The 23,301-nt window shown below is 60.1% G+C and carries 25 protein-coding genes; 12 read left to right on the forward strand and 13 right to left on the reverse strand.

What is annotated here, in order from left to right; genetic code table 11:
- Positions 1 to 59: 59 nt before the first annotated feature.
- On the reverse strand, positions 60 to 710 hold the full coding sequence (locus QD357_RS15975) for a chloramphenicol phosphotransferase CPT family protein (RefSeq protein WP_107107350.1): 651 nt from the start codon (positions 708 to 710) through the stop codon (positions 60 to 62).
- 200 nt (positions 711 to 910) lie between these two features.
- Between QD357_RS15975 and QD357_RS15980 the strand changes: the two genes are divergently transcribed.
- The 5 genes from QD357_RS15980 to rnhA all read left to right on the forward strand — a co-directional run bounded on the left by QD357_RS15980 (position 911) and on the right by rnhA (position 4,969).
- Positions 911 to 1,348 (forward strand): DUF983 domain-containing protein, encoded by a 438-nt coding sequence (locus tag QD357_RS15980; protein WP_107107491.1) that lies wholly within the window; start codon positions 911 to 913, stop codon positions 1,346 to 1,348.
- A gap of 7 nt (positions 1,349 to 1,355) precedes the next feature.
- A complete protein-coding gene (locus QD357_RS15985) occupies positions 1,356 to 2,102 on the forward strand; it encodes an SURF1 family protein (RefSeq protein ID WP_107107351.1) in 747 nt (248 codons plus the stop codon).
- Between the two features lie 265 nt (positions 2,103 to 2,367).
- A complete protein-coding gene (gene ispH / locus QD357_RS15990; RefSeq protein WP_107107352.1) occupies positions 2,368 to 3,375 on the forward strand; it encodes a 4-hydroxy-3-methylbut-2-enyl diphosphate reductase in 1,008 nt (335 codons plus the stop codon).
- 191 nt (positions 3,376 to 3,566) lie between these two features.
- Entirely contained in the window at positions 3,567 to 4,532 is a 966-nt protein-coding gene (locus QD357_RS15995) for a homoserine kinase (RefSeq protein ID WP_107107353.1), read from the forward strand.
- Entirely contained in the window at positions 4,529 to 4,969 is a 441-nt protein-coding gene (rnhA, locus tag QD357_RS16000; RefSeq protein ID WP_107107354.1) for a ribonuclease HI, read from the forward strand. The genes QD357_RS15995 and rnhA overlap by 4 nt, the downstream gene beginning before the upstream one ends.
- Before the next feature lie 94 nt (positions 4,970 to 5,063).
- Here rnhA and QD357_RS16005 read toward each other — a convergent pair whose 3' ends face one another.
- A complete protein-coding gene (locus tag QD357_RS16005) occupies positions 5,064 to 6,680 on the reverse strand; it encodes an arylsulfatase (RefSeq protein WP_181316021.1) in 1,617 nt (538 codons plus the stop codon).
- 514 nt (positions 6,681 to 7,194) lie between these two features.
- On the opposite strand from QD357_RS16005, the gene QD357_RS16010 reads away from it, so the two are divergent.
- Positions 7,195 to 7,503: a Dabb family protein gene (locus tag QD357_RS16010; protein ID WP_107107355.1), complete on the forward strand. Its 309-nt coding sequence runs from the start codon at positions 7,195 to 7,197 to the stop codon at positions 7,501 to 7,503.
- 30 nt (positions 7,504 to 7,533) lie between these two features.
- Here QD357_RS16010 and QD357_RS16015 read toward each other — a convergent pair whose 3' ends face one another.
- From QD357_RS16015 to QD357_RS16035, 5 genes are all read right to left on the reverse strand, one after another.
- Complete coding sequence (locus QD357_RS16015; protein WP_107107356.1) at positions 7,534 to 8,220, reverse strand: GNAT family N-acetyltransferase; 687 nt, start codon at positions 8,218 to 8,220, stop codon at positions 7,534 to 7,536.
- Entirely contained in the window at positions 8,217 to 8,711 is a 495-nt protein-coding gene (locus QD357_RS16020; protein ID WP_107107357.1) for a MarR family winged helix-turn-helix transcriptional regulator, read from the reverse strand. Before QD357_RS16020 ends, QD357_RS16015 begins: the two co-directional genes overlap by 4 nt.
- Before the next feature lie 142 nt (positions 8,712 to 8,853).
- Entirely contained in the window at positions 8,854 to 9,756 is a 903-nt protein-coding gene (locus QD357_RS16025) for a metal ABC transporter solute-binding protein, Zn/Mn family (RefSeq protein ID WP_107107358.1), read from the reverse strand.
- Between the two features lie 19 nt (positions 9,757 to 9,775).
- Positions 9,776 to 10,648, reverse strand: a complete 873-nt coding sequence (locus QD357_RS16030) for a metal ABC transporter permease (RefSeq protein WP_414124604.1) — start codon at positions 10,646 to 10,648, stop codon at positions 9,776 to 9,778.
- The gene (locus QD357_RS16035; protein WP_414124605.1) at positions 10,645 to 11,427 is read right to left on the reverse strand and encodes a metal ABC transporter ATP-binding protein; all 783 of its coding nucleotides are present in this window, start codon (positions 11,425 to 11,427) and stop codon (positions 10,645 to 10,647) included. The genes QD357_RS16030 and QD357_RS16035 overlap by 4 nt, the downstream gene beginning before the upstream one ends.
- A gap of 301 nt (positions 11,428 to 11,728) precedes the next feature.
- Here QD357_RS16035 and QD357_RS16040 point away from each other — a divergent pair, with 301 nt between their 5' ends.
- Positions 11,729 to 11,974 carry a type II toxin-antitoxin system ParD family antitoxin gene (locus QD357_RS16040; protein ID WP_107107361.1) on the forward strand — a complete coding sequence of 82 codons (246 nt, stop codon included), beginning with the start codon at positions 11,729 to 11,731 and terminating at the stop codon, positions 11,972 to 11,974.
- Entirely contained in the window at positions 11,975 to 12,283 is a 309-nt protein-coding gene (locus QD357_RS16045; protein ID WP_107107362.1) for a type II toxin-antitoxin system RelE/ParE family toxin, read from the forward strand. It abuts the gene before it with no gap.
- A 44-nt stretch (positions 12,284 to 12,327) separates the two neighbouring features.
- Here QD357_RS16045 and QD357_RS16050 read toward each other — a convergent pair whose 3' ends face one another.
- Together QD357_RS16050 and QD357_RS16055 are read right to left on the reverse strand one after the other, a co-directional pair.
- Positions 12,328 to 12,813: a peroxiredoxin gene (locus QD357_RS16050; protein ID WP_107107363.1), complete on the reverse strand. Its 486-nt coding sequence runs from the start codon at positions 12,811 to 12,813 to the stop codon at positions 12,328 to 12,330.
- An 82-nt stretch (positions 12,814 to 12,895) separates the two neighbouring features.
- A complete protein-coding gene (locus QD357_RS16055; protein ID WP_414124606.1) occupies positions 12,896 to 13,723 on the reverse strand; it encodes a protein-disulfide reductase DsbD domain-containing protein in 828 nt (275 codons plus the stop codon).
- Between the two features lie 140 nt (positions 13,724 to 13,863).
- Here QD357_RS16055 and QD357_RS16060 point away from each other — a divergent pair, with 140 nt between their 5' ends.
- From QD357_RS16060 to QD357_RS16070, 3 genes are all read left to right on the forward strand, one after another.
- Positions 13,864 to 14,469: a YqgE/AlgH family protein gene (locus tag QD357_RS16060; protein ID WP_107107365.1), complete on the forward strand. Its 606-nt coding sequence runs from the start codon at positions 13,864 to 13,866 to the stop codon at positions 14,467 to 14,469.
- 95 nt (positions 14,470 to 14,564) lie between these two features.
- Positions 14,565 to 14,756 (forward strand): CsbD family protein, encoded by a 192-nt coding sequence (locus QD357_RS16065; protein ID WP_414124607.1) that lies wholly within the window; start codon positions 14,565 to 14,567, stop codon positions 14,754 to 14,756.
- Positions 14,757 to 14,897: 141 nt separating this feature from the next.
- Complete coding sequence (locus tag QD357_RS16070) at positions 14,898 to 15,950, forward strand: putative zinc-binding metallopeptidase (RefSeq protein ID WP_107107367.1); 1,053 nt, start codon at positions 14,898 to 14,900, stop codon at positions 15,948 to 15,950.
- Positions 15,951 to 16,031: 81 nt separating this feature from the next.
- On the opposite strand, the gene QD357_RS16075 is transcribed toward QD357_RS16070, so the two are convergent.
- Genes QD357_RS16075 through thrC form a run of 4 tightly spaced genes read right to left on the reverse strand, consistent with a single transcriptional unit; the run spans position 16,032 to position 22,322 of the window.
- Positions 16,032 to 18,944: a sensor domain-containing phosphodiesterase gene (locus tag QD357_RS16075; protein WP_107107368.1), complete on the reverse strand. Its 2,913-nt coding sequence runs from the start codon at positions 18,942 to 18,944 to the stop codon at positions 16,032 to 16,034.
- The gene (locus tag QD357_RS16080; RefSeq protein ID WP_107107369.1) at positions 18,941 to 19,555 is read right to left on the reverse strand and encodes a GNAT family N-acetyltransferase; all 615 of its coding nucleotides are present in this window, start codon (positions 19,553 to 19,555) and stop codon (positions 18,941 to 18,943) included. Before QD357_RS16080 ends, QD357_RS16075 begins: the two co-directional genes overlap by 4 nt.
- A gap of 50 nt (positions 19,556 to 19,605) precedes the next feature.
- Entirely contained in the window at positions 19,606 to 20,904 is a 1,299-nt protein-coding gene (locus QD357_RS16085) for a M16 family metallopeptidase (RefSeq protein WP_107107493.1), read from the reverse strand.
- A 20-nt stretch (positions 20,905 to 20,924) separates the two neighbouring features.
- Positions 20,925 to 22,322 (reverse strand): threonine synthase, encoded by a 1,398-nt coding sequence (gene thrC, locus QD357_RS16090; RefSeq protein WP_107107370.1) that lies wholly within the window; start codon positions 22,320 to 22,322, stop codon positions 20,925 to 20,927.
- Between the two features lie 420 nt (positions 22,323 to 22,742).
- Between thrC and QD357_RS16095 the strand changes: the two genes are divergently transcribed.
- On the forward strand, positions 22,743 to 23,273 hold the full coding sequence (locus tag QD357_RS16095) for a hypothetical protein (protein WP_245407430.1): 531 nt from the start codon (positions 22,743 to 22,745) through the stop codon (positions 23,271 to 23,273).
- Positions 23,274 to 23,301: the final 28 nt, after the last annotated feature.

Consider the following 23,301-nt stretch of genomic DNA (forward strand, 5'->3'; position numbering starts at 1 on the left):
GCAGAAATATCAAAGGCGGGTGCTTCGGCGCCCGCCTTTTTCATTGTGAGAAGGGCCTCTCAAGCGCTTGCCGCAAGCCGCTCGAATGCCGTCGGATGCGGAACACCCCGATCCATGAGCTGCCTGATCTCCTCGGCGCAGGCTTGCGCGGTTTTGACCGAGGTATCGACCTCGAGATCGTAGATACCGGGCCGATGCACCTGCGCCTGCCAGGCTGATATCGGTGCGGGAATCGGGGCATCGGCGGAAACGCTGACATAATCATTGCGCCTTTCAGCGCCTTCCGCCAAACGCCGCTGAATGACGGTCTCGATCGGGCAGCGCACCCCGACGAAAAGAACGGGCAGGCCCGCGAGTTGGCGAGCGCAATCCGCTAGGATTCCGAGCGGCCTTGAATGGGCGTCATGATGGCCGAATTCAGCTACCACGTTGAGCCCAAGACGGCTGTGGGCCGCAATCGAGGCATAGAGCGCCGAATAGAATGTCTGAACCAGCGGCTCCAGATCAGGCCGCTCGCCACCGGGCCGCAAACCGATCCCCGGCCGGTAACGCTGCGGAGTGATATGCCGCACATAGGCGTCGACGCCCAGATTCATCCATGGCCCGTCGAAACTGGCCTGAATTGCTTCGACAATGCTCGATTTTCCGGATCGCGGTGCACCGTTCAGGATGATGATCTGACCGACCTTCGTATCTTGATGATTGTCCATACCCTCTTTCTATGGCCGGGATCACGATTTTCAAGCGGCACGGAAAAATCGGCCGCGACATCATGCTGCGGGCAATGTTCGCTCGCGGCGCGGCGGTCACCATGCTTTTCGATTGGACGGATGGCTGCATCGCGGCTACTGATGATGACAGGACGAGATCCGGACGCTCGTCGTGAATGGTAATCGATCGAGATCAAACTTTGAGCCCAGAGCAAGACAGCCCCGAAGGTCACGGGACAGGCCCGAATCAAGAGGCAAACAGCGACAACGCCCTCTTTCCACCCGTCGATCCGTTCAAGGTCGGCATTCAGGGGTGCTGCCCGCGCTGCGGCAACGGCAAGCTCTTCGATGGGCTGTTGTCGCTGAAACCGCGCTGCGCTGCCTGCAATCTCGATTATGCCTTTGCCGATGCCGGTGACGGGCCTGCGGTCTTCGTCATCCTCATCGTCGGCTTTATCGTGATTGGCTCGGTGCTGTGGCTGCAGGTCAATTATGCGCCGCCGATCTGGGTGCATATCCTGCTGTTCGGCCCTCTGACCATCATCCTGTCGCTTCTGTCGCTACGCTGGTGCAAGGGCATCCTGATCGCGCTGCAATACCGCAACAATGCCAGCGAAGGGCGCATTCATCGTGACTGAGGCGATCATGCCCGCTCGCCGCGCCAATCTTTTCTGGCAGATCGGCAAGGCGCTGATCCTGCTTACGGCGCTCGGCATTCTGCTGGTCCTCGGCACTTGGCAGGTCGAACGGCTGCATTGGAAGGAAGGCTTGCTGGCCGACATAGCCGAGCGTCAGGCCGCTGCGCCCGTGCCGCTATCGACGATCGAGACCATGGCCGCATCCGGCGGCGATATCGAATATCGCGTCGTCACCGCGACGGGTCGATATCTCAACAACAAGGAACGGCATTTCTTCGCGACTTTCGCTGGCGCTTCCGGCTTCGATATTTATACGCCGCTGCAGCTTGCGGACGGGCGCTATCTCTTCGTCAACAGAGGCTTCGTGCCCTACGACGCCAAGGAGCCGGAAATGCGCGTGCAGGGGCAGTTGACGGACGAACAGACCGTCACCGGCCTTGCCCGCGCCAAGCTCGCCGGCCAGCCCTCGGGCATGCCGGACAATGATCTGGCGAAGAACATATTCTATTGGAAAGACCTGGACGCCATGGCTGACAGCGATGGGCTTCCACGGGATAAGGTGCTGCCCTTCTTCGTCGATGCCGACAAGACGCTCAATCCTGCCGGCTTGCCGATCGGCGGCGTCACCATCGTCGATCTGCCGAACAACCATCTGCAATATGCCGTGACCTGGTATGGCCTTGCGGCGGCGCTGGTTGCCATCGTCGCTATCTCCTGGTGGCGCAAACGTCATCCGGACGCACCCCGGCAATAGTTTCGCGCAATAGAATAGCTTCATTTCGATGGAATATTCGGCTAGAGCATGGTCCCAAAAAGTGCGCAGCGGTTTTTGGATAAGATCATGCGGACTAAAGCTCGTCGGGATCTTTCAGATTCGCTCCCACGCTTTAGCTCTTTATTTTTGCATGTCGTTTTCGCAAAACCGCCGCACACTTTTGCGCGACATGCATTAAATGGAGCAAGCGGCGGGGCGAACCTATATCTGTAGCCTTGCCATCGCCCCGAATTTCGGAAGAGACATGAACATAGCGGTTTCCAAACCTGACCTGACCATCCGGCTCTGCGGCCCGCGCGGCTTCTGCGCCGGCGTCGATCGCGCCATCCAGATCGTCGTGCTGGCGTTGAAAGCCTATGGTGCGCCGGTCTATGTCCGCCATGAGATCGTGCATAATCGCTATGTCGTGGAAGGGCTGGAGGCCAAGGGTGCCGTCTTCGTCGAGGAGCTCAACGAGATCCCGGCGGAACATCGCGCCCAGCCTGTCGTCTTTTCCGCCCATGGCGTTCCGAAGTCCGTGCCGGCAGATGCCGACGCGCGCAATCTCTTCTATCTCGATGCCACCTGCCCGCTGGTGTCCAAGGTGCATAAGCAGGCCATGCGGCATAACCGTCTCGGCCGCCACGTCATCCTCATCGGCCATGCCGGCCACCCGGAAGTGATCGGCACCATGGGCCAGCTTCCGGAGGGTTCGGTGTCGTTGATCGAGACGGTGGAGGATGTCGACGCCTATGAACCTGCTGACCCGGACAATCTCGGTTTCGTCACGCAGACGACGCTCTCGGTCGACGACACCGCCGGCGTCATCGCGCGGCTGCAGCAGAGATTCCCGAATCTCACCGCGCCGGCCGCCGACTCGATCTGCTACGCCACCACCAACCGCCAGGAAGTGGTAAAGGAAGCCGCTCCGGGCTGCGATCTTTTCATCGTCGTCGGCGCACCGAATTCGTCCAATTCCAAGCGTCTCGTCGAAGTGGCGCTGAGAGCAGGGGCCAAGAAATCCGTGCTTGTCCAGCGCGCCTCGGAAATCGATTGGGACGATATCGGCGATATCAAAACCGTCGGCCTCTCCGCCGGCGCATCGGCGCCGGAGGTCATCGTCAACGAGATCATCGAAGCCTTCCGCGCGCGCTACAATGCCGTGGTGGAGCTTGCCGAAACGGTCAAGGAGACCGAGAATTTCCTCGTCAATCGCGAGCTGCGCAATATCGAACTGACGGTGGCCGACATGGCCTTCGTCAATGGAGATTGAAGGGCCACCTCGTCCTTCGAGGCCTTGCCGCTTGCGCTGACGCTGCATCGACAAGGCACCTCAGGATGAGGTGGAGAGAGTTTCGTCGCCAGGTGCCAAAAATCAGTCCCCACCCTGAGGTGGCCCAAAGGGCCCTCGAAGGGCGAGGGCGGGTGGTTGCGGTGGCCGGCATGTATCAAAGGGAATAATTCGTGGCCGTTTATACCGATATTACCGAAGACGATCTCAAGTGGTTCCTGACGGAATATGATGTCGGCACGTTGCTCTCCTACAAGGGCATCGCCGAGGGCGTCGAAAACTCCAACTTCCTGCTGCACACGTCGCGCGAGCCTTTGATCCTGACGCTCTATGAGAAGCGCGTCGAGAAGGGCGACCTGCCGTTTTTCCTCGGCCTGATGCAGCATCTGGCAAGCCGCGGCCTTTCCTGCCCGCTGCCATTGCCGCGCAAGGATGGCGCGTTGCTCGGCCATCTCTCGGGCCGTCCGGCCGCGCTGATTTCCTTTCTCGAAGGGATGTGGTTGCGCAAGCCCGAGGCAAAACATTGCCGCGAAGTCGGCAAGGCGCTGGCCGCGATGCATGTCGCCGGCGAAGACTTCGCCATCAAGCGGCCGAACGCGCTGTCGCTTGAAGGCTGGCAGGGGCTTTGGGAAAAATCCGAAGCGCGCGCCGACGAGGTTGAACCAGGCTTGCAGGACGAGATCCGCGGCGAACTGGATTTCCTGAAGCGCCATTGGCCGAAGGGCTTGCCGGATGGCGTCATCCATGCGGATCTGTTTCCGGACAACGTCTTCTTTCTCGGCGACGCGCTTTCGGGGCTGATCGACTTCTATTTCGCCTGCAACGATCTGCTCGCCTATGATGTCTCGATCTGCCTCAACGCCTGGTGCTTCGAGAAGGACGGCGCCTACAACATCACCAAGGGCATGGCGCTTCTGGAAGGTTATCAGAGCGTTCGGCCGTTGGACGCCGCCGAAATCGCCGCGCTGCCGACACTGTCGCGCGGCTCGGCGCTGCGCTTCTTCCTGACCCGCCTCTATGATTGGCTGACGACGCCAGCCGGCGCCTTGGTCACCAAGAAAGACCCGCTCGAATATCTGCGCAAGCTGCGCTTCCATCGCCAGATCGCCTCTAGCGCCGAATATGGGCTGAAGGCATGAAACACGTCGATATCTTTACCGACGGCGCTTGCTCCGGCAATCCCGGTCCCGGCGGCTGGGGGGCGGTGCTGCGCTATGGCGATGTCGAAAAGGAGCTTTTCGGCGGCGAACAGGAGACGACCAACAATCGTATGGAGCTGATGGCGGCGATCTCGGCGCTCGGCGCCCTGAAAACGCCCTGCGAAGTCGATCTCTATACCGACAGCGTCTATGTCAAGGACGGCATCTCCAAGTGGATTTTCGGCTGGAAGAAAAACGGCTGGAAAACTGCCGACAAAAAGCCGGTGAAAAACGCCGAACTCTGGCAAGCCCTGGAAGAAGCCCGCAGCCGGCATCAGGTGACCCTGCATTGGGTCAAGGGCCATGCCGGACACCCGGAAAACGAACGCGCCGACGAGCTGGCGCGCAAGGGCATGGAGCCGTTTAAGAGGAAGTAGGGGGTGGCTGTGGGCCGATGGTTGGATGGTCGCGCTACGCCAACGGCGGGCGCCTTAATGGCGTCCGCCTCGATCTAGCGCGCACAATCGCCAGTTAATGAGCAGCTTGACTGGCCATCTTCTTGTCCAGCTCCTCTTTCAAAGCCTCCAGATTGAAGCTTGCGCCCTTCTGCATGGGCGGGAATTCGAGGAAGGTCTGGGCGGCTTTTCCCATCTCCTGCTGCAGGAAGACGTAGCGCCAGAATTCGTAAGCCCACCAATCCTTCGCGAAGAGCGACTGGCCGAGGCCCGTGCGCTCGAACGGGTCCAAGCGGAGGTTAAGGAGGATCGGCCAGTCGACCTTGACGGTGGCGCCGAACCAGCCATTCGGCTGATCTGTAAGCCGGTACTTGAAGTCGTCGATGCGCACCGCACCTAGCGTGGACTCGGCAAAATAGAAGACTTCATGCCGTTGCGACGGGCCCTTGCCAGTGATGAGGTCGGTCTGGTCATAACCATCGAGATGCACCTTGTAAGTCCGATCACCGATCTGCTTGCCCTTCTGGAGCTCGCCGACGATGTTCGGATCGCCGGCAGCAGCGACGAAAGTTGGAAACCAATCCAGCCCTGAGACAATCGAATTTTCCACCTTGCCTGCCGGTACGTGGCCGGGCCAGCGGATGATCATCGGTACGCGGAAGCCGCCTTCCATGACAGTTCCCTTGCCACCCGCAAACGGGGTCTGCCCGCCGTCAGGCCAAGTGAAGTTCTCGGTGCCGTTGTCAGTGGAGAAGGCAAGGATCGTGTTGTTCTCGAGTCCGTTGTCCTTCAGGTACTTCATGACAGAACCGACGATGTCGTCAAGCTGCGCCATGCCGGCTTCCTCAAGAGACCAGCCGTTCTCGGGTGTTCGCATTTTCTCGTACTTCTCCGAGAGATGCGTAACCACGTGCATGCGCGTGGGATTGAGCCAGAGGAAAAACGGCTTATCGTCCTGCCTTGCCTTGTCGACGAACTTGAGGGCATTCGCCAGTATCTCATCGTCAACTGTCGTCATGCGGTCCGGGCAAAGCTCGCCGGCATCCTCGATTCTCTGCTTCCCGATCTTGCCCCAGCGCGGCTGTACGGTTGGATCATCCCCGTCGGTCGCATAGCTATGAACCATGTTCCGGGGACCGACCATGTCCTTCACCGCCGGCGGGTATGTAGAATGGCAGGGGTCCTCCATCGCATCGAGGTGATAGAGGTAGCCGAAGAATTCATCAAATCCATGCGCCGTGGGCAGGAACTGGTTGAGGTCCCCCAGGTGGTTCTTGCCGAACTGGCCGGTGGCGTATCCCATCGATTTGAGCACGGTGGCAATTGTCGGCGCCTCGTCGGGCATGCCAAGGGTAGCACCGGCCTGTCCGACGGTCGTCAGCCCGGTACGGATCGGCAGCTCGCCGGTGATGAAGTTCGCTCGACCCGCCGTGCAGCTCGCCTCAGCGTAATAGTCGGTAAACCGCATGCCATCAGATGCCAGTCGGTCCAGGTTCGGCGTCCTGCCAGCCATGATGCCCTGATTGTAGGCGCCGATATTGAACCAACCGATATCGTCGCCCATGATGAACACGATATTGGGCTTTTGTGGCTGCTGCGCGGAGGCCGAAGGCGTGATTGCCGGCGACGCCGCAAAACATAATCCGACACAGGAAGCGCCAAGCAGTTGGCGCGCCAAACTACTCCAGTTCATGTTAATCTCCCTCTGTTGGGCGAGCATGGTTTGTGAATTGGGCATGCTCGCTGTGATGGCCACCACATACGCCAGCGCCGATAGCCGGACCGCGGTCCCTCAAATCCGCAACCAACGTCAAGTTCGCCCCCTCGGGACGATGCATGCGATTTACCAAGGAGTATTACGCGCTGAGCGCATGACTTGACCCAAAGATGCGGGAAATCGCCTCTTTACGGCCTAACGAAGTCGATTAGGCGCTCAGCCACCACCATATGCAGCCACGCGGACTGCGGCGACCGATCGCTATAGCTGCTGGAAGGTAACATAACACGTTTCTCGCGAGGCGTCCGCAATTCGGTAGCAACGACTGCCGTTCCTGCTAGCCCGTGATAGAATGCGCTGCGGCGAGGACCGCTTCGAGCCGAAAGGCGTCATGGTAGGTGCTCACCAAAAAGCCCAAACATAGCAACCCCGCATCTTGCCCCATCCCCCTTTCCCTCTATGCTGCGCCAAAACAGCTAGGGAGATGAATATGATCCTGCATTGCGTTTTCATGCGGCTGAAATCCGCCATGACACAGGACGAGAAGAAAGCGCTTTTCGAATCCATCGCCGCCTTGCAGCAGGTCATCCCCGGCATCATCGATGTCAAATATGGGCCGAATGTCTCGCCGGAGGGGCTGCATGGTGGCTTCGTCGATGGCTTCGTGGTGACGTTCGAGAGCCCTGAAGTGCGCGATGCCTATCTCGTGCATCCCGAACACGTTGCCGTTGGGGGGCGCATCGTGTCCTCGACCGATGGTGGCCTTGCCGGCCTGCTGGTTTTCGATCTCAATCTTTAAAGGGCCGCTGACATACACCCGTAGGCCTCGTTATACTGGTCGCCTGCGCGTAACGACGCGGAGATTCATCTCCGAGCGCAAGCGGAAACCCATCGTCTTGTAAAGCGAGATGGCCGGTGTGTTCGTGGCGTAGGCGTGTAGGTAGACGGTTTCGTTTCTCGCCGAGATCTCGCCGGCAACGAAGCGGAAGAGCAGGGTGCCAAGGCCGCGTCCCTGAAAATCGGGATGGGTGCAGAGACCGCTGAGTTCGGTAAAACCGGGCTGCCGCATGCGCTGGCCGGCCATGGCGACGAGGCGGCCATCGATCTTCACGCCCCAAAAGGTGCCGAGGCTCTGGGCGCGCAGTGTGAAGGGACCGGGTTTGGTCAGCGTAGCCAACGCGAGCATTTCCGCTGCATCGGCTTCCGTCAGCGGCTCGATCCGGCTGTCCGAGATGCGCTCATAGGGCCGTTCGGCGATCATCTGCACCAGTCTGCCTTCAGTGACGATCGCCAGTCCTTCAGGGATCGAGAAAGGATTGACTTCGACGAGGGCCATGACCTCGTCGGCCACCGGCAGGCTCGCCAGAGCCTCGAGGCTTTCAGCCGTATCATCGGCGGGGGCTGCGAAGGGCACGATGGACGGCAGATAGCGGCGGGCGCGCTCGCTGCCTTCTGCCAACGTCGCGTGGGCAGTTCGAAGGGCGTTCCAGGCGGGACGGTCGAGAATATGGCTCATGGTGTCTGCTCCTTGTCGAGACGGCCACGACGGGCAAGCGGCGCTTCGGCAAGCCCATTCTCGATTGCAGCGAGCTGTTCCAGGATCGGCCCGGATATTTCGCCGCAGAGTTCGATAACCGCCCGTTCGACGCGCGGCCAGACCGATCGTTTCGAATAATCGACGAGTTCCTGCCCTTTCGGCGTCAGCGAGACCAGTCTTCGCCGCTGATCCTCCGGTGAGGCCTGCATGTTGACGTAACCCAGTTCCAGAAGCTGCGAAACAGTGCGCGTGGCACCCGGCTGGGTGATGCCGACTGCCTGGGCAAGTTCGCCGATGGTCAGCGGACCGGCGCGATCGATCGCCGCGAGGAAGGGATATTGAGCGGACTGGAGAGAGACGCCAAGCTCATCCATAATCTGCTGTGTATCGGCCTGAAGGCGTTCGCCGATACGGCGGAAGCGGCTGCCGAGGCAGAGGAAACCAAGCGATTTCACGATATCTTCAACCACAGCGCTTTCCAGTCCTTGTTTATATAATGCATTATATAACTTATTATGTAAATTCTGTCAATTCTGCCCGCTGGTTTTCGCTCTCGATCTCTAAATGAAAAGGCCGCAGGCACATGCCCACGGCCATATTTGTACGGCTTCCTCAGCTCGACTTCGCCATCGCGGCGGCAAGCTGATCAACGTTATAACGGAACATTTTTTCATATGTCGGAGCCGGGCCGTTGGCCTTGGAGAGGGCCTCGACATAGAGTTCGCCGCCGGGCTCGGCGCCGGTTGCCTTGGCGACCTGCTTGACCAGGCGTGGATCGTTCGAGTTCTCGAAGAAATAAGTCTTCACATGCTCGGCCTTGATCTGCTCGATCAGCTTGGCGACGCCGGCGGCCGAAGCTTCGGTTTCGGTGGAAACGCCGAGCGGCGACAGGAAGGTGACGTCGTATTCGCGGCCGAAATAGCCGAAAGCGTCATGGCTGGTCAGGATCTTGCGGCGATCCCCGGCGATCTTGTCGAACTTGCTGTGCGCATAGGCGTCGAGGTCGGTCAGCGTCTTGGTATAGCGCTCGGCATTGGCCTTGAAATCGGCGGCATCGGCCGGATCGGCGGCGGAAAGCGCTTTTTCGATATTGGCAACCCAGATCTTCACATTGACCGGGCTGTTCCAGACATGCGGATCGGTGACGGTCTTGCCGTCGTCGACCATGGTGCGGGTATTGATGCCTTCGGAGACGACGACCGGCGTGCCCTTATAGCCGGAAGCGCTGATCAGTCTATCCATCCAGCCTTCCAGACCTTCGCCGCTAACGAAGGTGACCTTGGCCGTATTGAGCTTCTTGGCGTCCGTCGGCGAGGGCTCGAATTCATGGGGATCGCCGTTCGGGCCGACGAGGCTCGACACCTTCACATGGTCGCCTCCGACCTGTTTGACGACATCGGCCAGCACGGTGAAAGAGGCGACGACGTCCAAGGTTTCGGCCGAAGCGGGCGCCGCAATGCCGAAGGCGATGAAGGCCGGCAGCGCCGCCGAGAGAAGCAGTCTGCGTCTGATCATAAAAATCTCCTTGATCAAATTAGCCCCTAAGATGGGGATGGGGAATAAACCGTCGGGCCAGGCCCGAAGGTGCGAAGAGAATGGAAAAGCCGTAGATCAGGCTCGCCGTGATGATGATGGTCGGGCCGGAAGCAAATTCGAGGTGATAGGAGGCGATGAGCCCGATATAGCCCGACGCGGTCGCGGTTGCCGCCGCGATCGCCATCATTGCGGGCAGGCTGCGCGAACAGAGTTGCGCGATCGCCGCCGGCAGCATCATCAGCCCGACTGCCATCAGCGTCCCGAGCGCCTGGAAGCTGGCGACGAGATTGAGCACCACCAGCAGCAGGAAGAGGAAATGATAGACCGGGCCTCGACCGCCCACAGCGCGCAGAAAACCGGGATCGAAGCACTCCATCACCAATGGCCGGTAGATGACGGCGAGCGCCAGGAGCGTCGCCGTGGTGATCGCGCCGATCTGGAAGAGGGCAGGGGCATCGATCGCGAGGATGGTGCCGAAGAGCACATGCAGGAGATCGATATTGGAGCCGCGCAGCGATACGATGAGTACGCCGAGCGCGAGTGAGGTCAGATAGAAGCTGGCGAAACTCGCATCCTCCTGCAGTACCGTCATGCGGCTGACGAGCCCGGAGAGCAGTGCCACCGACAGGCCGGCCACAAGCCCGCCAAGCCCCATGGCCGTCAGCGACAGCGAACCGGCGATCAGATAGCCGATGGCCGCCCCCGGCAGTACGGCATGGCTCATGGCGTCGCCCATCAGGCTCATCCGCCTCAGCATCAGAAAGACACCGATCGGTCCGGAGCCAAGCCCGAGGCAAAGGCACGCGATGAGTGCGCGCCGCATGAAGCCATAGTCGGCGAAGGGCGCGAGGAAGATATCATAAGCCGTCATTCGGCGGGCTCCCGCTTCGCCAATTCCCGCTGGATAAGCCCCCGCTCCGGCAGGCAATCCTCAGCATCCTCGTCCCAACGCTCGGCCATGGCTCGCGCCTTGATGAGATTGTCAGGGCTCATGATGTCCTCTGTCCGGCCCCAGCCGACGAGTTCGCGCGCGATCAGCAGCGTCTGCGGAAAATGCGCGCGCACCTGATCAAAATCATGCAGCACGGCAATCACCGTGCGCCCGTCGCCATGCCACCGCAGGACAATGTCGAGGAGGTCGCGTGTCGTGCGCTGGTCGATGGCGGTAAAGGGCTCGTCGAGAAGGATGACGCGGGCGTCTTGCAGCAGCAGCCGCGCGAAGAGTACGCGCTGGAATTGCCCGGCCGAAAGCGAGCCGATATGCCGGCGCTCGAAGCCGGTGAGCCCCACCGCCGCGAGCGCATCCCGGGCGTGCTCCGCATCCGCACGCGAGAAGCGGCCGAAGGCGCCGGAATTTTTCCAGGCGCCGAGCATGATGGTATCGGCGACCGAGATCGGAAAACGCCTGATGATGTCAGCCGCCTGCGGCAGATAGCCGAAATCGTTGCGCGTCAGCCCACCACGATCGATAGTCCCTTCCGCCGGTCTCAATTCGCCGATGATCGCCTTCAAGAGCGTCGATTTTCCGGCCCCGTTCGGCCCAGCAATCGCCGTCAGGCTGCCGGCCTGGAAGGCGCCGGAAACGTGATGCACGGCGGGATGGCGATCATAGGTCACGGTGAGATTGTTGAGGCGGATCGAAGCACTCATGCCAGCGCCACCGCCCAGCCGATCGTCGCCCAGAGGATTGCGATACCGATCGCAACGAACGCGAGACGCGTCATTGCAGAACGGCCAATTAAGGAGGAGGCAAAGGGATTATTTCGGAAAGGCATGTGGCAACTCGCATAATGTAATAACATTACGTCTTGTTGCGAAGGGAATACGGCAAAAAAGTGGCGATGACAGGGTTCGAGCCGTTGCAACGCAATCCGAAACTGTGAAATCTGGCAGGAATGCTATATATAGGGCATATATTGTTATCGGATATCGAGATTACCGGAGCAAACTCATGAATGTCTCTATCGGAGAGCGTTTGGAAAAGTTCGTGGAGAAAGCCGTTAAAGAAGGGCGCTACAGTTCTGCGAGCGAGGTGGTGCGCGAAGGTTTGCGACTCGTCGAGGAGCGCGAAGCAAAACTTGCTTCGCTACGCCGCACTTTGGAGGCGTCGATTGCTGCAGGCGGCGACATCTCCGATGAGGAGCTCGGGGCCGCTTTGGATGCTAGAGCTGCAGAACTCGCCAAAGAGGGGTATTGAGTGGCTCGGCTGCGTTACACGAGAGACGCGCAAAACGACATTCTCAATATCCTGACATTCATCGCACATGAGAGCGGCAGTCAGAAAATAGCTCTGAAATTTACGACCGCGTTGCGCGGTAAGTGCTCTGATCTTGCGTCGCTACCTGGCCATATGGGACGTCCCAGACCAGAACTCCGGCATGACATACGTAGCTATGCCTTCCGGGGCTACGTAATCTTCTTTCACTATGTCGGCGATGTTTTTGAGGTCTTAAAGGTACTCGAAGGCCATCGCGATCTCGACAGCCATTTTCATCATGATGATTGAGGCAAAGCAGCGCTCCTCGCACTCCTTTGCCCCTCTGTCGAAACCTAAAGCTGCTCGATCATCGCTGCCGCGCCGGAAACCGTTGCCTGGCCGGGGCTTTCCTCGATGTTGAGCGACTTCACCACGCCGTCTTCCACCAGCATGGAATAGCGCTTGGAGCGGATGCCGAGGCCGCCGGCGGAGAGGTCGATGTCGAGGCCGAGGGCTTTGGCGAAAGAGGCGTCCCAGTCGGCAAGGAAGTGGATCTTGCCCATGCCGCCTGAGGATTGCGCCCAGGCACCCATGACATGCCAATCATTGACCGCAACGACAGCGATGTCGTCGACACCCTTGGCGAGAATGGTGTCACGGTTTTCCAGATAGCCCGGCAGATGGTTCAGCGAGCAGGTCGGCGTAAAGGCGCCGGGAACGGCGAAAAGCACGACGCGCTTGCCGGCAAAAAGCTGCTCGGTGCTGATCTCGACCGGGCCGTCGGCGGTCTTTTCCTTGAAGGTGGCGGCAGGCAGTTTATCGCCAACAGCGATGGTCATGGCATTCTCCTTGGGTCACAATTTAGGCGGCCGAACCGCCGCCCTTTGAATGAAAATGGTTGGGCGAAACTATAGATCCGCGCTATTCGAACGCAAGCGTGGTTTCCATGGCGCGTTCACCGTCGATGACAAGGATGCCCCAGCTTTTGCCCTTGATATCGTAATTTTTAGGAAGCTTTCCAATCGCGATGTCGGTCGCAAAAGTCTTGCCGTCGCGTGTGCCGTTGGCCTGTTTGAAAAAGACATAGCCGGTCGGGCCGGTCACGTAGATCGATGGAGCGCTTCCTGTTGTCTCCGGCAGCGTCAGGCGCAGCGAAAGGGTCTTCGCATCGGGCGAAAGTCGGTGATTTTCGACGGCAAAATCCGCAGAAGGAGCCTGCGGCAGCGAGGCGTTGGCAGCGTCCAGCAAGGCTTGTTCATGCGGCGTCGATTGGCCGGCCGCCGATAGCGGCAGCGAAAATTCGGCCTGGAAGGGAATGCAGATGTCCTTGCAGAGCCCGATAAAGGCGGTGAGGTGGAGTGTCGATGGCTGTTTGCCGGTGAGACGGAAGTCAAGCGGCAATGTCACTGGCGCATCATAGCCGATTTCCTGGATCGCGCCGACGGTGATCGGTTTGGGCGTGGGAAAGCTCGTCTTTTCCAGCGCAACGCCGCTATCGGGCGTCGGGCTCACCTGCGGCGGAATTCCGCTTTCGCCGGGCTCGCGCCAATAGGTGATCCAGCCGGGTGCAGGCTCGATCTGCAGAGCGGCGCGGATATGACCCTGAGCATCCGGCGCCAGCGCCACCAGCCGCATGCGACCGCCCTCATTGTTTGCCCAGTCGCTCATGGCGGCATGGGCGGTGCCTCCAGCCAGTGTTGCGGCGGCCAGTGTTGTTAACAGTGGGATAAAAAAGAGTTTTCCGATCATGGAACAAGGATTTACCGGATGGCGCAGGCCTGTGCCAGAACGACGCGAAAAAGAAATGATCATTTTCAGTTGATTGATTTATGACATTGCCCCATCTTCTCTTCGAGGGGCGCAGTTACAGACTGCAGTCAGGAGGTACGATGTCCCTATCGACGCTGAAGAATAAGAGCGAAAGAGGTTTTCTCGACGGCCAGTTCCTGATTGCCATGCCGGGTATGGAAGACCGGAATTTCCATCGCACAGTGATCTATATCTGTGCTCATTCCGCTGCCGGCGCCATGGGCTTCGTCATCAACCGCGCGCAGAACCTGACCTTTACCGATGTGCTGCTGCATCTTGAAATGATCAAGGATGACGATGCTATTCTTCTGCCGCCGGTCGCCCGTGATTTCCCGATCCAAACGGGGGGGCCGGTCGAAAGCGGCCGTGGCTTCGTCCTGCATTCCGACGACTACATCAGCGACAGCAGTATTCCGGTGAGCGACGATATCAGCCTGACGGCGACATTGGATATCGTGCGCGCCATTTCCAAGGGCGGCGGGCCGAAGCGCGCCACCATGCTGCTCGGCTATGCCGGCTGGGGCGCAGGTCAGTTGGAGGCGGAAATCAGCAATAACGGCTGGCTCAATTGCCCAGCCAATGAAGAGCTGATCTTCGACCGCAGCCTCGACGACAAGTATGAACGAGCGCTGGCATTGATGGGCATCAACGCCGCCATGCTGTCGCCGCATGCGGGGCACGCCTGAGCCGTCCACGCCCTTGTGGAACGAAATATTGATAGTGACGTTTCCCTGTCACCGCACCGGCAAGCCCGCCGGTGCCGAATGAGGAGGCGTTCGCTATGGGCAGCATGAGTGACAAGGGATCCGGCAAAGCCAACGAGGCCGCTGGTAAGGCCAAACAGGTTGCCGGCAAGGCCACGAAGAGCAAGAGCATGCACGCCGAAGGCACGGCCCAGAAGGCTAAAGGTAAGGCCCAAGTGGCCGTTGGCAAGGCCAAGGAGAAAGCCAAGGGCGCGGCACACCGGATTTGATCCGATAGTTCGCTACGCGCCAAGTTAAGTGCTGCGTCCTTTCGCGTGCTGTCGCATGCGCGGCGCAGTGAAAGAGCCTGTCACGAAACTCGCGACGGGCTCTTTTTCTGTTCGTCATGGCCAAGTTTTGGAGCGCTTTGCATGAGGCTTTTCGCCTGCGACCATTGTGGCCAGCCGGTCCATTTCGATAACCGGCAATGCGTGCGCTGCGGCTATCAGCTCGGCTTTGTTCCCGAACGTCTTGCGATGTATGCGCTGGAGGCGGATGGATCGAATTGGCGCCTAGTCGCCGACCCGACCCGTCTCGTCCGCTTCTGCGCCAATGCCGCACTCGATATCTGCAATTGGATGGTTGAGGCCGGTGACCCAGAACCCTTTTGCATCGCCTGCCGTCACAACCGGCTGGTGCCGAATACCGACACGCGGCAAGGCGTAGACCGCTGGCGGCGCATCGGCCAGGCCGAGCGGCATCTGTTCTATTCGCTGTTGCGTTGGCATCTGCCGCACCCCGATTGCCGGCAGGATCCCGAGGGTGGCCTGGTCTTCGACTTCCTCGAGGACGAGGTGCAGGGCGGCACTGTTGTGCCGGCCAGGACCGGCCACGAGGAGGGGCTGATCACCATCCGCGCCGCCGAGGCCGATGATGTGACGCGCGAACAGGCCCGCACGTCGATGAACGAGCCCTACCGCACGCTGCTCGGCCATTTCCGCCACGAGACCGGCCACTTCATCTGGAACAAGTTGATCCGCGACCGCAATCGGTTCGATGCCTTTCGCGTCGTGTTCGGCGATGAGCGGGTGGAATACGGCGCGGCGCTACAGCAACACTACGACAACGGCCCGCCGCCAAACTGGCAGGACAATTTCATCAGCGCCTATGCGAGTGCCCACCCCTGGGAAGATTTTGCCGAGTGTTTCGCGCATTACCTCCACATCGTCGACACGCTTGAGACCGCCCGCTCCTTCGGTCTTGCGGTCGATCCTCGCGGCTATCACGAAATGGCGGCGGAGGTGGATTTCAATCCCTATAAAGCTGAGAGCGCCGAACAACTCGTCAGCGCCTGGATTCCGCTGAGCGTCGCGATCAATTCCATCCAGCGCAGCATGGGGCAGCCGGATTCCTATCCCTTCATCCTGTCGCCGCCGGTCGTCACCAAGCTGGAATATATCCGACAGGTGATTGCAGAGGCATGATCTGCCTTCTCTGCAAACGAGGAAAGGAGGCCCGAAGCGCAAGCGCCGTACAGGCCTCTCACTGATAGGCGAGGGCGCCGGCTACGCCCGCTTCGTCAGCGGAAAGCGTTCCTTCAGCAGGCGCACCACTGAATCCGAGCCCATCGGCGGACCGAAGATGAAGCTCTGGCCATAGGCACAGCCCATCTTGGCGAGTTCGAGCGCATCCTCTTCCGACTCGATGCCTTCGGCGACGACACGCATGTTGAGCTCGCGCGCCATGGAAATCACCGAGCGCAGAAGCACGGCCTTCTTGTCGCTTTCATCACGCACCATCGCCTTGTCGAGCTTGATCGTGTCGAACGGGAAGCGGGTGAGATAGGAGAGCGAGGAGTAACCGGTGCCGAAATCGTCAAGCGCCAGGCCGATGCCTGCTTCGCGCAGCTTGCCCAGCACAAGGCGGGCCTGTTCCGGATTCTCCATCACCTGCGATTCCGTCAATTCGAGCTTGATGCGGTTCGGCTCGCAATGGGTTTTGGCGAGCAGGGCGCGGATATCGTCATAGAGCTCATTGTTGAGGAGCTGCACGCTGGACAGGTTGATGGAAACGAAGAGCGGCAGGTCGCCGGTCTGGCGCTGCCAGCCCATCAGGTCATTGGTCGCCTGCTCCATCGCAAACATGCCGAGCGGGCCGATAATGTCGGAAGCCTCGGCGATCGGGATGAATTCCGACGGCGGAATATTGCCGCGTTTCGGATGCTCCCAGCGCATCAGCGCCTCGAAACCGGCGATTTCGGCATCTTCCAGCCGAACGATCGGTTGATAAACCAGCGACAGTTCCTTGCGCTCGACGGCGCGGCGAAGGTCCGTTTCAAGCTGCAGGCGGTCGGTACCGAAGCTGCGGAACGCAGGCTGGAAAGGTTCGACGCGATTGCCGCCAGCGCGCTTGGCGCGGTACATGGCAAGCTCGGCGTCACTCATGAGACCGGTCGCGCTCTCCTGCTGGTCGACCCAGGAGGTCAGCCCGATCGAAGCCGTCAGGATGATTTCGCGATTGGCGAAATTGATTGGCACCATGATCGCCTTGCTGATCGCATCGGCGAAATCGGCAACCTTCGCCGGGTCGCGTTCGGAAACTAGAATAAGGCCGAACTGATCGCCGGAAAGCCGCGCCAGCGTGTCCTGCGGCTTCATCAGGCGGCGCAGGCGCCGCGTCAGCGCGATCAGGATATTGTCGCCGGCAGCGACACCGAGTGTATCGTTAACCAGCTTATAGCGGTCGATGTCGATCACCATCACAGTCGGACGCACCTGATTGCCTTCCGGTGCCAAGGTGAGAACGGCCTGCAGGCGGTCGATGAAGACCTGGCGGTTCGGCAGGCCAGTCAGATTGTCGTGCAGCGCGTCGTGCAGCAGCCGCTCGATCGAATTCTTCTGCTCGGTGACGTCGACGACGGTGCCGACGCAGCGGATGATTTCGCCGTTCGAGCCGAGCACCGGCCGGGCGCGGATCGACAGCCAGTGGAAATGCCCGTCTTCGGCGCGAATCCGGAACTCATGGTTCAGCCGGCCTCGGCGGTGTTCGAGGAGCACGTCGAGCGTCGCGCGGAAGCGGTCGCGGTCGTCGGGGTGCAAGCGCGGCAGCCAGTTGCGCGCCGCGCCATGCATGGTGCCGGGCGACAGGCCGAGTTTCATCGAGATATCCGGTGTCGTCACCACGCGGTCGCGTGCCACGTCCCAATCCCAAACCGTATCGCCGGAGCCGGTGAGCGCCAAGGATTGCCGCTCGAGATCGGAAAACAGGCCCTGCTGAAATGCGCCGCCGGCAAAGGCGTGCTGCATCACCGTAAACCCGATCAGCAGCACGATCAGAACGAGGCCGCCGCCGAGCGCCGGCTGGATGATGTCGTTGTCGAGCTTGCCGGTGATCGTCATCCAGGCGCCGAACAGCCAGACCAGGATCAGCGCCCAGGCGGGCACCAGCAGAATGGCGCGGTCATAGCGGCTGAAGCCGAGATAGATGATCAGCAGCAGGCCCGCGGTTGCCGTCAGTGCCAACGACAGCCGCGCGACACCGGCCGCGATCGACGGATCATAGATCGCGACGCCGAAGAGAAGGGCGAGACCGAGTACCCAGGCAAGGGTCACATAGCCCAGATGCGCATGCCAGCGATTGAGGTTCAGATAGGTGAATAGGAAGATCACCAGGCTCGAAGCGAGCGCCACCTCCGCACAGGCGCGCCATATTCGCTGATCGCTGGAAGTGATGCTGATAAGTTTGCCGAGGAAACCGAAGTCGACGCAGATATAGCCGAGCACCGCCCAGGCAAGCGCGGCCGTCGCCGGCAGCATCGAGGTGCCTTTGACGACGAAGAGAATGGTCAGGAACACCGCCAGCAGACCGGCAATGCCAAGCACGATGCCGCGATAGAGCGTGAAGGCGTTGACCGTATCCTTGTAGGCATTCGGCTCCCAGAGATAGAGCTGCGGCAGGCTGGGTGAGGAGAGTTCGGCGACGAAAGTCACGACCGCGCCGGGGTTCAGCGTGATGCGGAAAACATCCGCCTCGTCGCTCGGCTGCCGGTCGAGGGCAAAGCCTTCGCTCGGCGTGATCGCGATAATGCGTTGCGAGCCGAGATCCGGCCAGAACAATTTCGAGTTCACCAGACGGAAGTGGGGCGCGACGATGACGCGTTCGAGCTGCTCTTCCGAGACATTGGCGAGTGCAAAGACGGCCCAGTCGCCCTGATGGTTCGGCGAAGAAGAGCGTACCTCAATACGGCGGCGAATGCCGTCGGCGCCGGCTGCGGTGGAAACCTGAAAGGCCTCGCCCTGATTGGTGTAGATCTCGGTCGTCGCTGTCAGGTCAAGCGCGGTGTCGTCGCGCGAAATCTTCACGGGTTCGGCTGCGTGCGCCATGCCGGCAAGGAAGAACAACAGCACAGCCGTGAGCGTCGCGAGGATCGCGGACAACCATTTGGCCAATGGCGGGGTCGGCGTGAGATCGGCGGTCATCGTTTGTCGGATTTTCTGCTCGGGTCGACGTCGGACGCCAACCGGGAAAACATCACGTGATCACGCCACTGACCGTTAATTTTTAGATAACCGCGCAAATGACCTTCCCGTTGGAAACCGGCCTTTTCCAAAAGCCGCATGCTACGCTCATTATCCGGAATACAGGCTGCTTCAATACGGTGCAACTCAAGTCCCGAAAAGATATAGGGTATAACCAACTGAAGTGCGGCGAACATATGGCCCTGGCCCGAATGCCGCTCGCCCATCCAATAGCCAATCATGCAGCTTTGTGCAGCACCACGACGGATGTAACCGATGGTAATGCCGCCGAGCAAGGTCATATTCTCTTTAAGAAAAATGAAAAGGGGAATCGCCTGGCCGGAACTGTATTCCTGCTTTCCCCGGATGACACGGGCCCGATAGGCGCCCTCGGTCAGTTCGTCATGTCGCCAGGTAGGCTCCCAGGGTTCCAGGAAGCGCCGGCTTTCGGCCCGCAACCGGTGCCATTGATTGAAGTCGGAATAGCGCGGCAGACGCAGCAGATAGGTCGCGTTTTCGAGTTCGACCGCGTCCGGATGACGTGACAGAAACCGAAAGACCGATTTTTGCATTCCGCCCAGTACTCCCCAAAAGATTGAACCCATCGGCTCGCGATGCGGTCTTAGCCACTCGCGCTTTTGGAGGCGGGGGTCGACGATGACAAGGATGTGACGATATCTTCCATCGGCGCCAACTGCTCCAGCGGACCGATCGCCGACAGCGTCGGCACCGTGTCGAAGAACAGGCGGCCGGCAAGATCGGTCAGCCGGTCGATGGTAATGCCCTGCAGCCGTTCCAGCATCTCCTGATTTGGAATCGGCCGGCCGTAAAGCATCATTTGCCGCGCGATCTGGCCGGCGCGGGCCGCCGGGCTTTCCTGCCCCATTAGCAACTGCGCGCGGATCTGGGCGCGGGCACGCTCGATTTCCTGCTGTTCGATCTTGTGCGAGGACTTATGCAGCTCGTCAACGATGACCGGCAGCAGTTCCGGCAGGTTCTCGCCACCGGTCGCGGCATGGATGCCGAAAATGCCGGTGTCGGAAAAGCCCCAATGGAAGGCATAGACGGAATAGCAGAGGCCGCGGAACTCGCGCACTTCCTGAAACAGCCGCGAGGACATGCCGCCGCCGAGGATGTTGGCGAGGATCTGCGAGCAATAGAAATCGCGGGTGTGATAGGCGCGTCCCTCGAAGCCGAGCAGGATCTGTGCATCCATCAGGTCGCGCGTCTCGCGGATATTGCCGCCGATATAGCGGGCTGGCTCGATGACGGGCGGCGCCGACGGTTTGGTCGGCAGGGAGGAGAAGCGCTCTTCGACCTGGCGCACGAAGCTTTCATGATCGACGGCGCCGGCGGCCACCACGAACATGCGGTCGGTCGTGTAATTCCGGCTGAGATAACCGCGAATTTGATCGGGCGAGAAGGAGACGACGGTCTCCGGCGTGCCGAGAATCGCCCGGCCGAGCGTCTGGCCGCGATAGGCGACTTCGGAAAATTTGTCGAAGACCACGTCGTCGGGCGTGTCGTTCGCAGCGTTGATTTCCTGCAGGATGACCTGCTTTTCGCGCTGCAGCTCATCTTCGTCGAAGGCGGATTCGGTCAGGATATCAGCGAGGATATCGACGGCGAGCGGCACATGATCCTTCAGCACGCGGGCATAATAGGAGGTCGTCTCGGTCGATGTGGCGGCATTGACTTCGCCGCCGACATTTTCGATTTCCTCGGCGATCTCACGCGCCGTGCGACGGGCCGTACCCTTGAACGCCATGTGTTCGAGCAGATGCGCGATGCCGTGTTCCGCTTCGGTTTCGTTGCGCGAACCCGATTTGATCCAGACGCCGAGTGCCACGCTTTCGAGGTGTGGCATCGTCTGGGTCGCTATTGTCAGCCCGGACGCAAGCCGGGTGCACTCCACTGTCATCGTCTGTCTTTCTGCGTCTATCATTCCCCGGCCCGGGCATGCTTGCCGATAAAAGTTTCAACGGCTTTCAGCTCGGGATCGAGGACATCGAAACGCTCCTCCCTGTTCATCAATCCAGCAAGCCACGTCGGAAGCGCCGGGTCAATACCACATGCGGATTTTACTGCCGCGGGGAATTTTGCCGGATGCGCGGTCGCAAGCGTCACCATCGGGCTTGATGACTTCTCGTTTTTCTCCGCCACGAAGACGCCGATGGCCGTGTGCGGATCGATGAGATAGCCGGTGTTGTCGAGTGTTTCGCGGATCGTCGCAGCGACCTGCTTCTCGCTGGCGCGGCCGGCGCGGAAATCCCTCTTGATGAACTTCAGGGCATCTTCGCCGATCGAAAAACCCTTCGATTGTTTCAGGCTTTCCATCGCTGCGCGCACCTTCGATGCGTCACGGCCATAGGCTTCGAACAGCAGCCGCTCGAAGTTGGAGGAGATCTGAATGTCCATCGACGGCGCGGTAGTGGCCTTGACCTCGCGCATCTCGTAGCGGCCGGTCTTCAAGGTGCGTGCGAGAATGTCGTTTTCATTGGTGGCGATCACCAGCCGGTCGATGGGCAGACCCATGCGCTTGGCGACGTAGCCGGCGAAAATATCGCCGAAATTGCCGGTCGGAACGGTGAAGGAAATCTTCCTGTCCGGACCGCCGAGGGCGACGGCCGTGGTGAAGTAATAGACCACCTGCGCCATGATGCGCGCCCAGTTGATGGAATTGACGCCCGAAAGTTTGACGCGGTCGCGGAAAGCGGTGTCGTTGAACATGGCTTTGACCAGGTTCTGGCAATCATCGAAATTGCCGTTGAGCGCCAGCGCATGCACATTGGCCGCCGTTGAGGTGGTCATCTGCCGTTGCTGCACCGGCGAGACCTTGCCATGCGGGAAGAGGATGAAGATGTCGGTGCGTCCGCGTCCGGCAAAGGCGTCGATCGCCGCGCCGCCGGTATCGCCCGAGGTCGCGCCGACGATGGTCGCCCTCTGCCCGCGCTTTTCCAGCGCATAATCCATCAGCCGGGCGAGCAACTGCATGGCGACATCTTTGAAGGCAAGCGTCGTGCCGTGGAACAGCTCAATCACGAAGCTATTCGGACCTGTCTGCACCAGCGGCGCGACGGCCGGATGGCGGAAGGTGGCATAGGCCTCGTCGATCATGCCCCGGAAGACATCGTCCGGAATTTCGCCGTTGGTGAAAGGCGACAGCACGGCGAAGGCGACGTCCTGATAGCTCTTGCCGCGGAAGGCGCGGATCTCTTTTTTCGTAAGAGTCGGCCATTCACGGGGCACATAGAGCCCGCCATCGCGCGCAAGGCCGGCCAGAAGGGCATCGCAGAAGCCAAGGGCAGGGGCTTCTCCCCGCGTTGAGATATAGTCCACGGTCTATAATTCCTTTGGTCGCAAAATTGCCGGAGTGGTGGGGTGAGAGAATAAAAGAACGAAGCGATGGCAGCCCGTCTTTTTGCGTCGGATCAGCCGCGTGGTTTTCGCGTTTGTGCAATGCCCGCCCAGCTCAGTCTGGCGGGCGGCGGCTTGCGCCAATCTGTGGACGTCGAAAAGTGAGCCAAAACGGTGCCTACCCAATCGATTTTTCGCTGCGCCGCTGGTATAGACCATCGCCAAGTGTCATAAAAGGCCCGTCGAACAGGCTGCAGGCCGATAATGTAAATTATTGCAGAGGGTGGAATAATAGTGTTTGGCAAGGTTTCGCGTCGTCTTTTCTCCGCTTCGCTTATGGCATTGTTGGCAGGTTGTAATTCTCTTGGTTTTGGCGGTAGCGACAAGCCGTCCGGAACGGATGTGACGGTAGCGCCGCAGGCAACGGCGGCCAACGCGTCATCTGCCAGCCCCGCGCCACAGGTGACCGGTGGCCAGGCCTATATCGCCGGCAAATGCCCGCAAGTCGTAATCCGCGACGAGGCATCCAGCTATCGCACCTACGCCAAGGGCGCCAAGGATGATCCGAACCAGTTGACCTATCAGGCATCGCTCGCCCAGGCGACGCGCCAGTGCACGACCGATGGCACCAGCCTTAGCATCCATATCGTTGCGCAGGGCCGCCTTGTTGCCGGCCCGATGGGCGGCCCTGGCAAGGTGACCATACCGATCCATGTCGCCGTCATGGACAACAGCACCGCGCTCTATAGCAAGACCGTCAATTTCACCGCCGAAATCCCGCCGGGCGAAACCACGACGCAATTCCTCTTCACCGATGACGACATCAACGTCGCTGGCGGCTCCGGCGGTTTCACCGTGGTCCAGGTCGGATTCGATCAAGGGCCGCAGAAGCCGGAAAAAGGCCAGAAGCCTGTTCATAAGAAGCATAAGTAAGGCTGAGATTTAGGCAGTAGGATTGCAG

It is taken from the genome of Rhizobium sp. BR 317 (assembly GCF_047445835.1).
GTDB classification, from domain to species: domain Bacteria; phylum Pseudomonadota; class Alphaproteobacteria; order Rhizobiales; family Rhizobiaceae; genus Rhizobium; species Rhizobium paranaense.

What these genes read in the sequence shown, in the direction of transcription:
- QD357_RS15975 (WP_107107350.1), bottom strand. Translation starts at nt 710, where the DNA reads ATGGACAATCATCAAGATACGAAGGTCGGTCAGATCATCATCCTGAAC.
- QD357_RS16030 (WP_414124604.1), bottom strand. Translation starts at nt 10,648, where the DNA reads ATGACGGCTTATGATATCTTCCTCGCGCCCTTCGCCGACTATGGCTTC.
- QD357_RS16005 (WP_181316021.1), bottom strand. Translation starts at nt 6,680, where the DNA reads ATGAACTGGAGTAGTTTGGCGCGCCAACTGCTTGGCGCTTCCTGTGTC.
- rnhA (WP_107107354.1), top strand. Translation starts at nt 4,529, where the DNA reads ATGAAACACGTCGATATCTTTACCGACGGCGCTTGCTCCGGCAATCCC.
- QD357_RS16065 (WP_414124607.1), top strand. Translation starts at nt 14,565, where the DNA reads ATGGGCAGCATGAGTGACAAGGGATCCGGCAAAGCCAACGAGGCCGCT.
- QD357_RS16040 (WP_107107361.1), top strand. Translation starts at nt 11,729, where the DNA reads ATGAATGTCTCTATCGGAGAGCGTTTGGAAAAGTTCGTGGAGAAAGCC.
- QD357_RS15985 (WP_107107351.1), top strand. Translation starts at nt 1,356, where the DNA reads ATGCCCGCTCGCCGCGCCAATCTTTTCTGGCAGATCGGCAAGGCGCTG.
- QD357_RS16070 (WP_107107367.1), top strand. Translation starts at nt 14,898, where the DNA reads ATGAGGCTTTTCGCCTGCGACCATTGTGGCCAGCCGGTCCATTTCGAT.
- QD357_RS16075 (WP_107107368.1), bottom strand. Translation starts at nt 18,944, where the DNA reads ATGACCGCCGATCTCACGCCGACCCCGCCATTGGCCAAATGGTTGTCC.
- QD357_RS16050 (WP_107107363.1), bottom strand. Translation starts at nt 12,813, where the DNA reads ATGACCATCGCTGTTGGCGATAAACTGCCTGCCGCCACCTTCAAGGAA.
- ispH (WP_107107352.1), top strand. Translation starts at nt 2,368, where the DNA reads ATGAACATAGCGGTTTCCAAACCTGACCTGACCATCCGGCTCTGCGGC.
- QD357_RS16025 (WP_107107358.1), bottom strand. Translation starts at nt 9,756, where the DNA reads ATGATCAGACGCAGACTGCTTCTCTCGGCGGCGCTGCCGGCCTTCATC.
- QD357_RS16015 (WP_107107356.1), bottom strand. Translation starts at nt 8,220, where the DNA reads ATGAGCCATATTCTCGACCGTCCCGCCTGGAACGCCCTTCGAACTGCC.
- QD357_RS16035 (WP_414124605.1), bottom strand. Translation starts at nt 11,427, where the DNA reads ATGAGTGCTTCGATCCGCCTCAACAATCTCACCGTGACCTATGATCGC.
- QD357_RS16060 (WP_107107365.1), top strand. Translation starts at nt 13,864, where the DNA reads ATGTCCCTATCGACGCTGAAGAATAAGAGCGAAAGAGGTTTTCTCGAC.
- QD357_RS16055 (WP_414124606.1), bottom strand. Translation starts at nt 13,723, where the DNA reads ATGATCGGAAAACTCTTTTTTATCCCACTGTTAACAACACTGGCCGCC.
- QD357_RS16010 (WP_107107355.1), top strand. Translation starts at nt 7,195, where the DNA reads ATGATCCTGCATTGCGTTTTCATGCGGCTGAAATCCGCCATGACACAG.
- QD357_RS16080 (WP_107107369.1), bottom strand. Translation starts at nt 19,555, where the DNA reads ATGCAAAAATCGGTCTTTCGGTTTCTGTCACGTCATCCGGACGCGGTC.
- QD357_RS16085 (WP_107107493.1), bottom strand. Translation starts at nt 20,904, where the DNA reads ATGACAGTGGAGTGCACCCGGCTTGCGTCCGGGCTGACAATAGCGACC.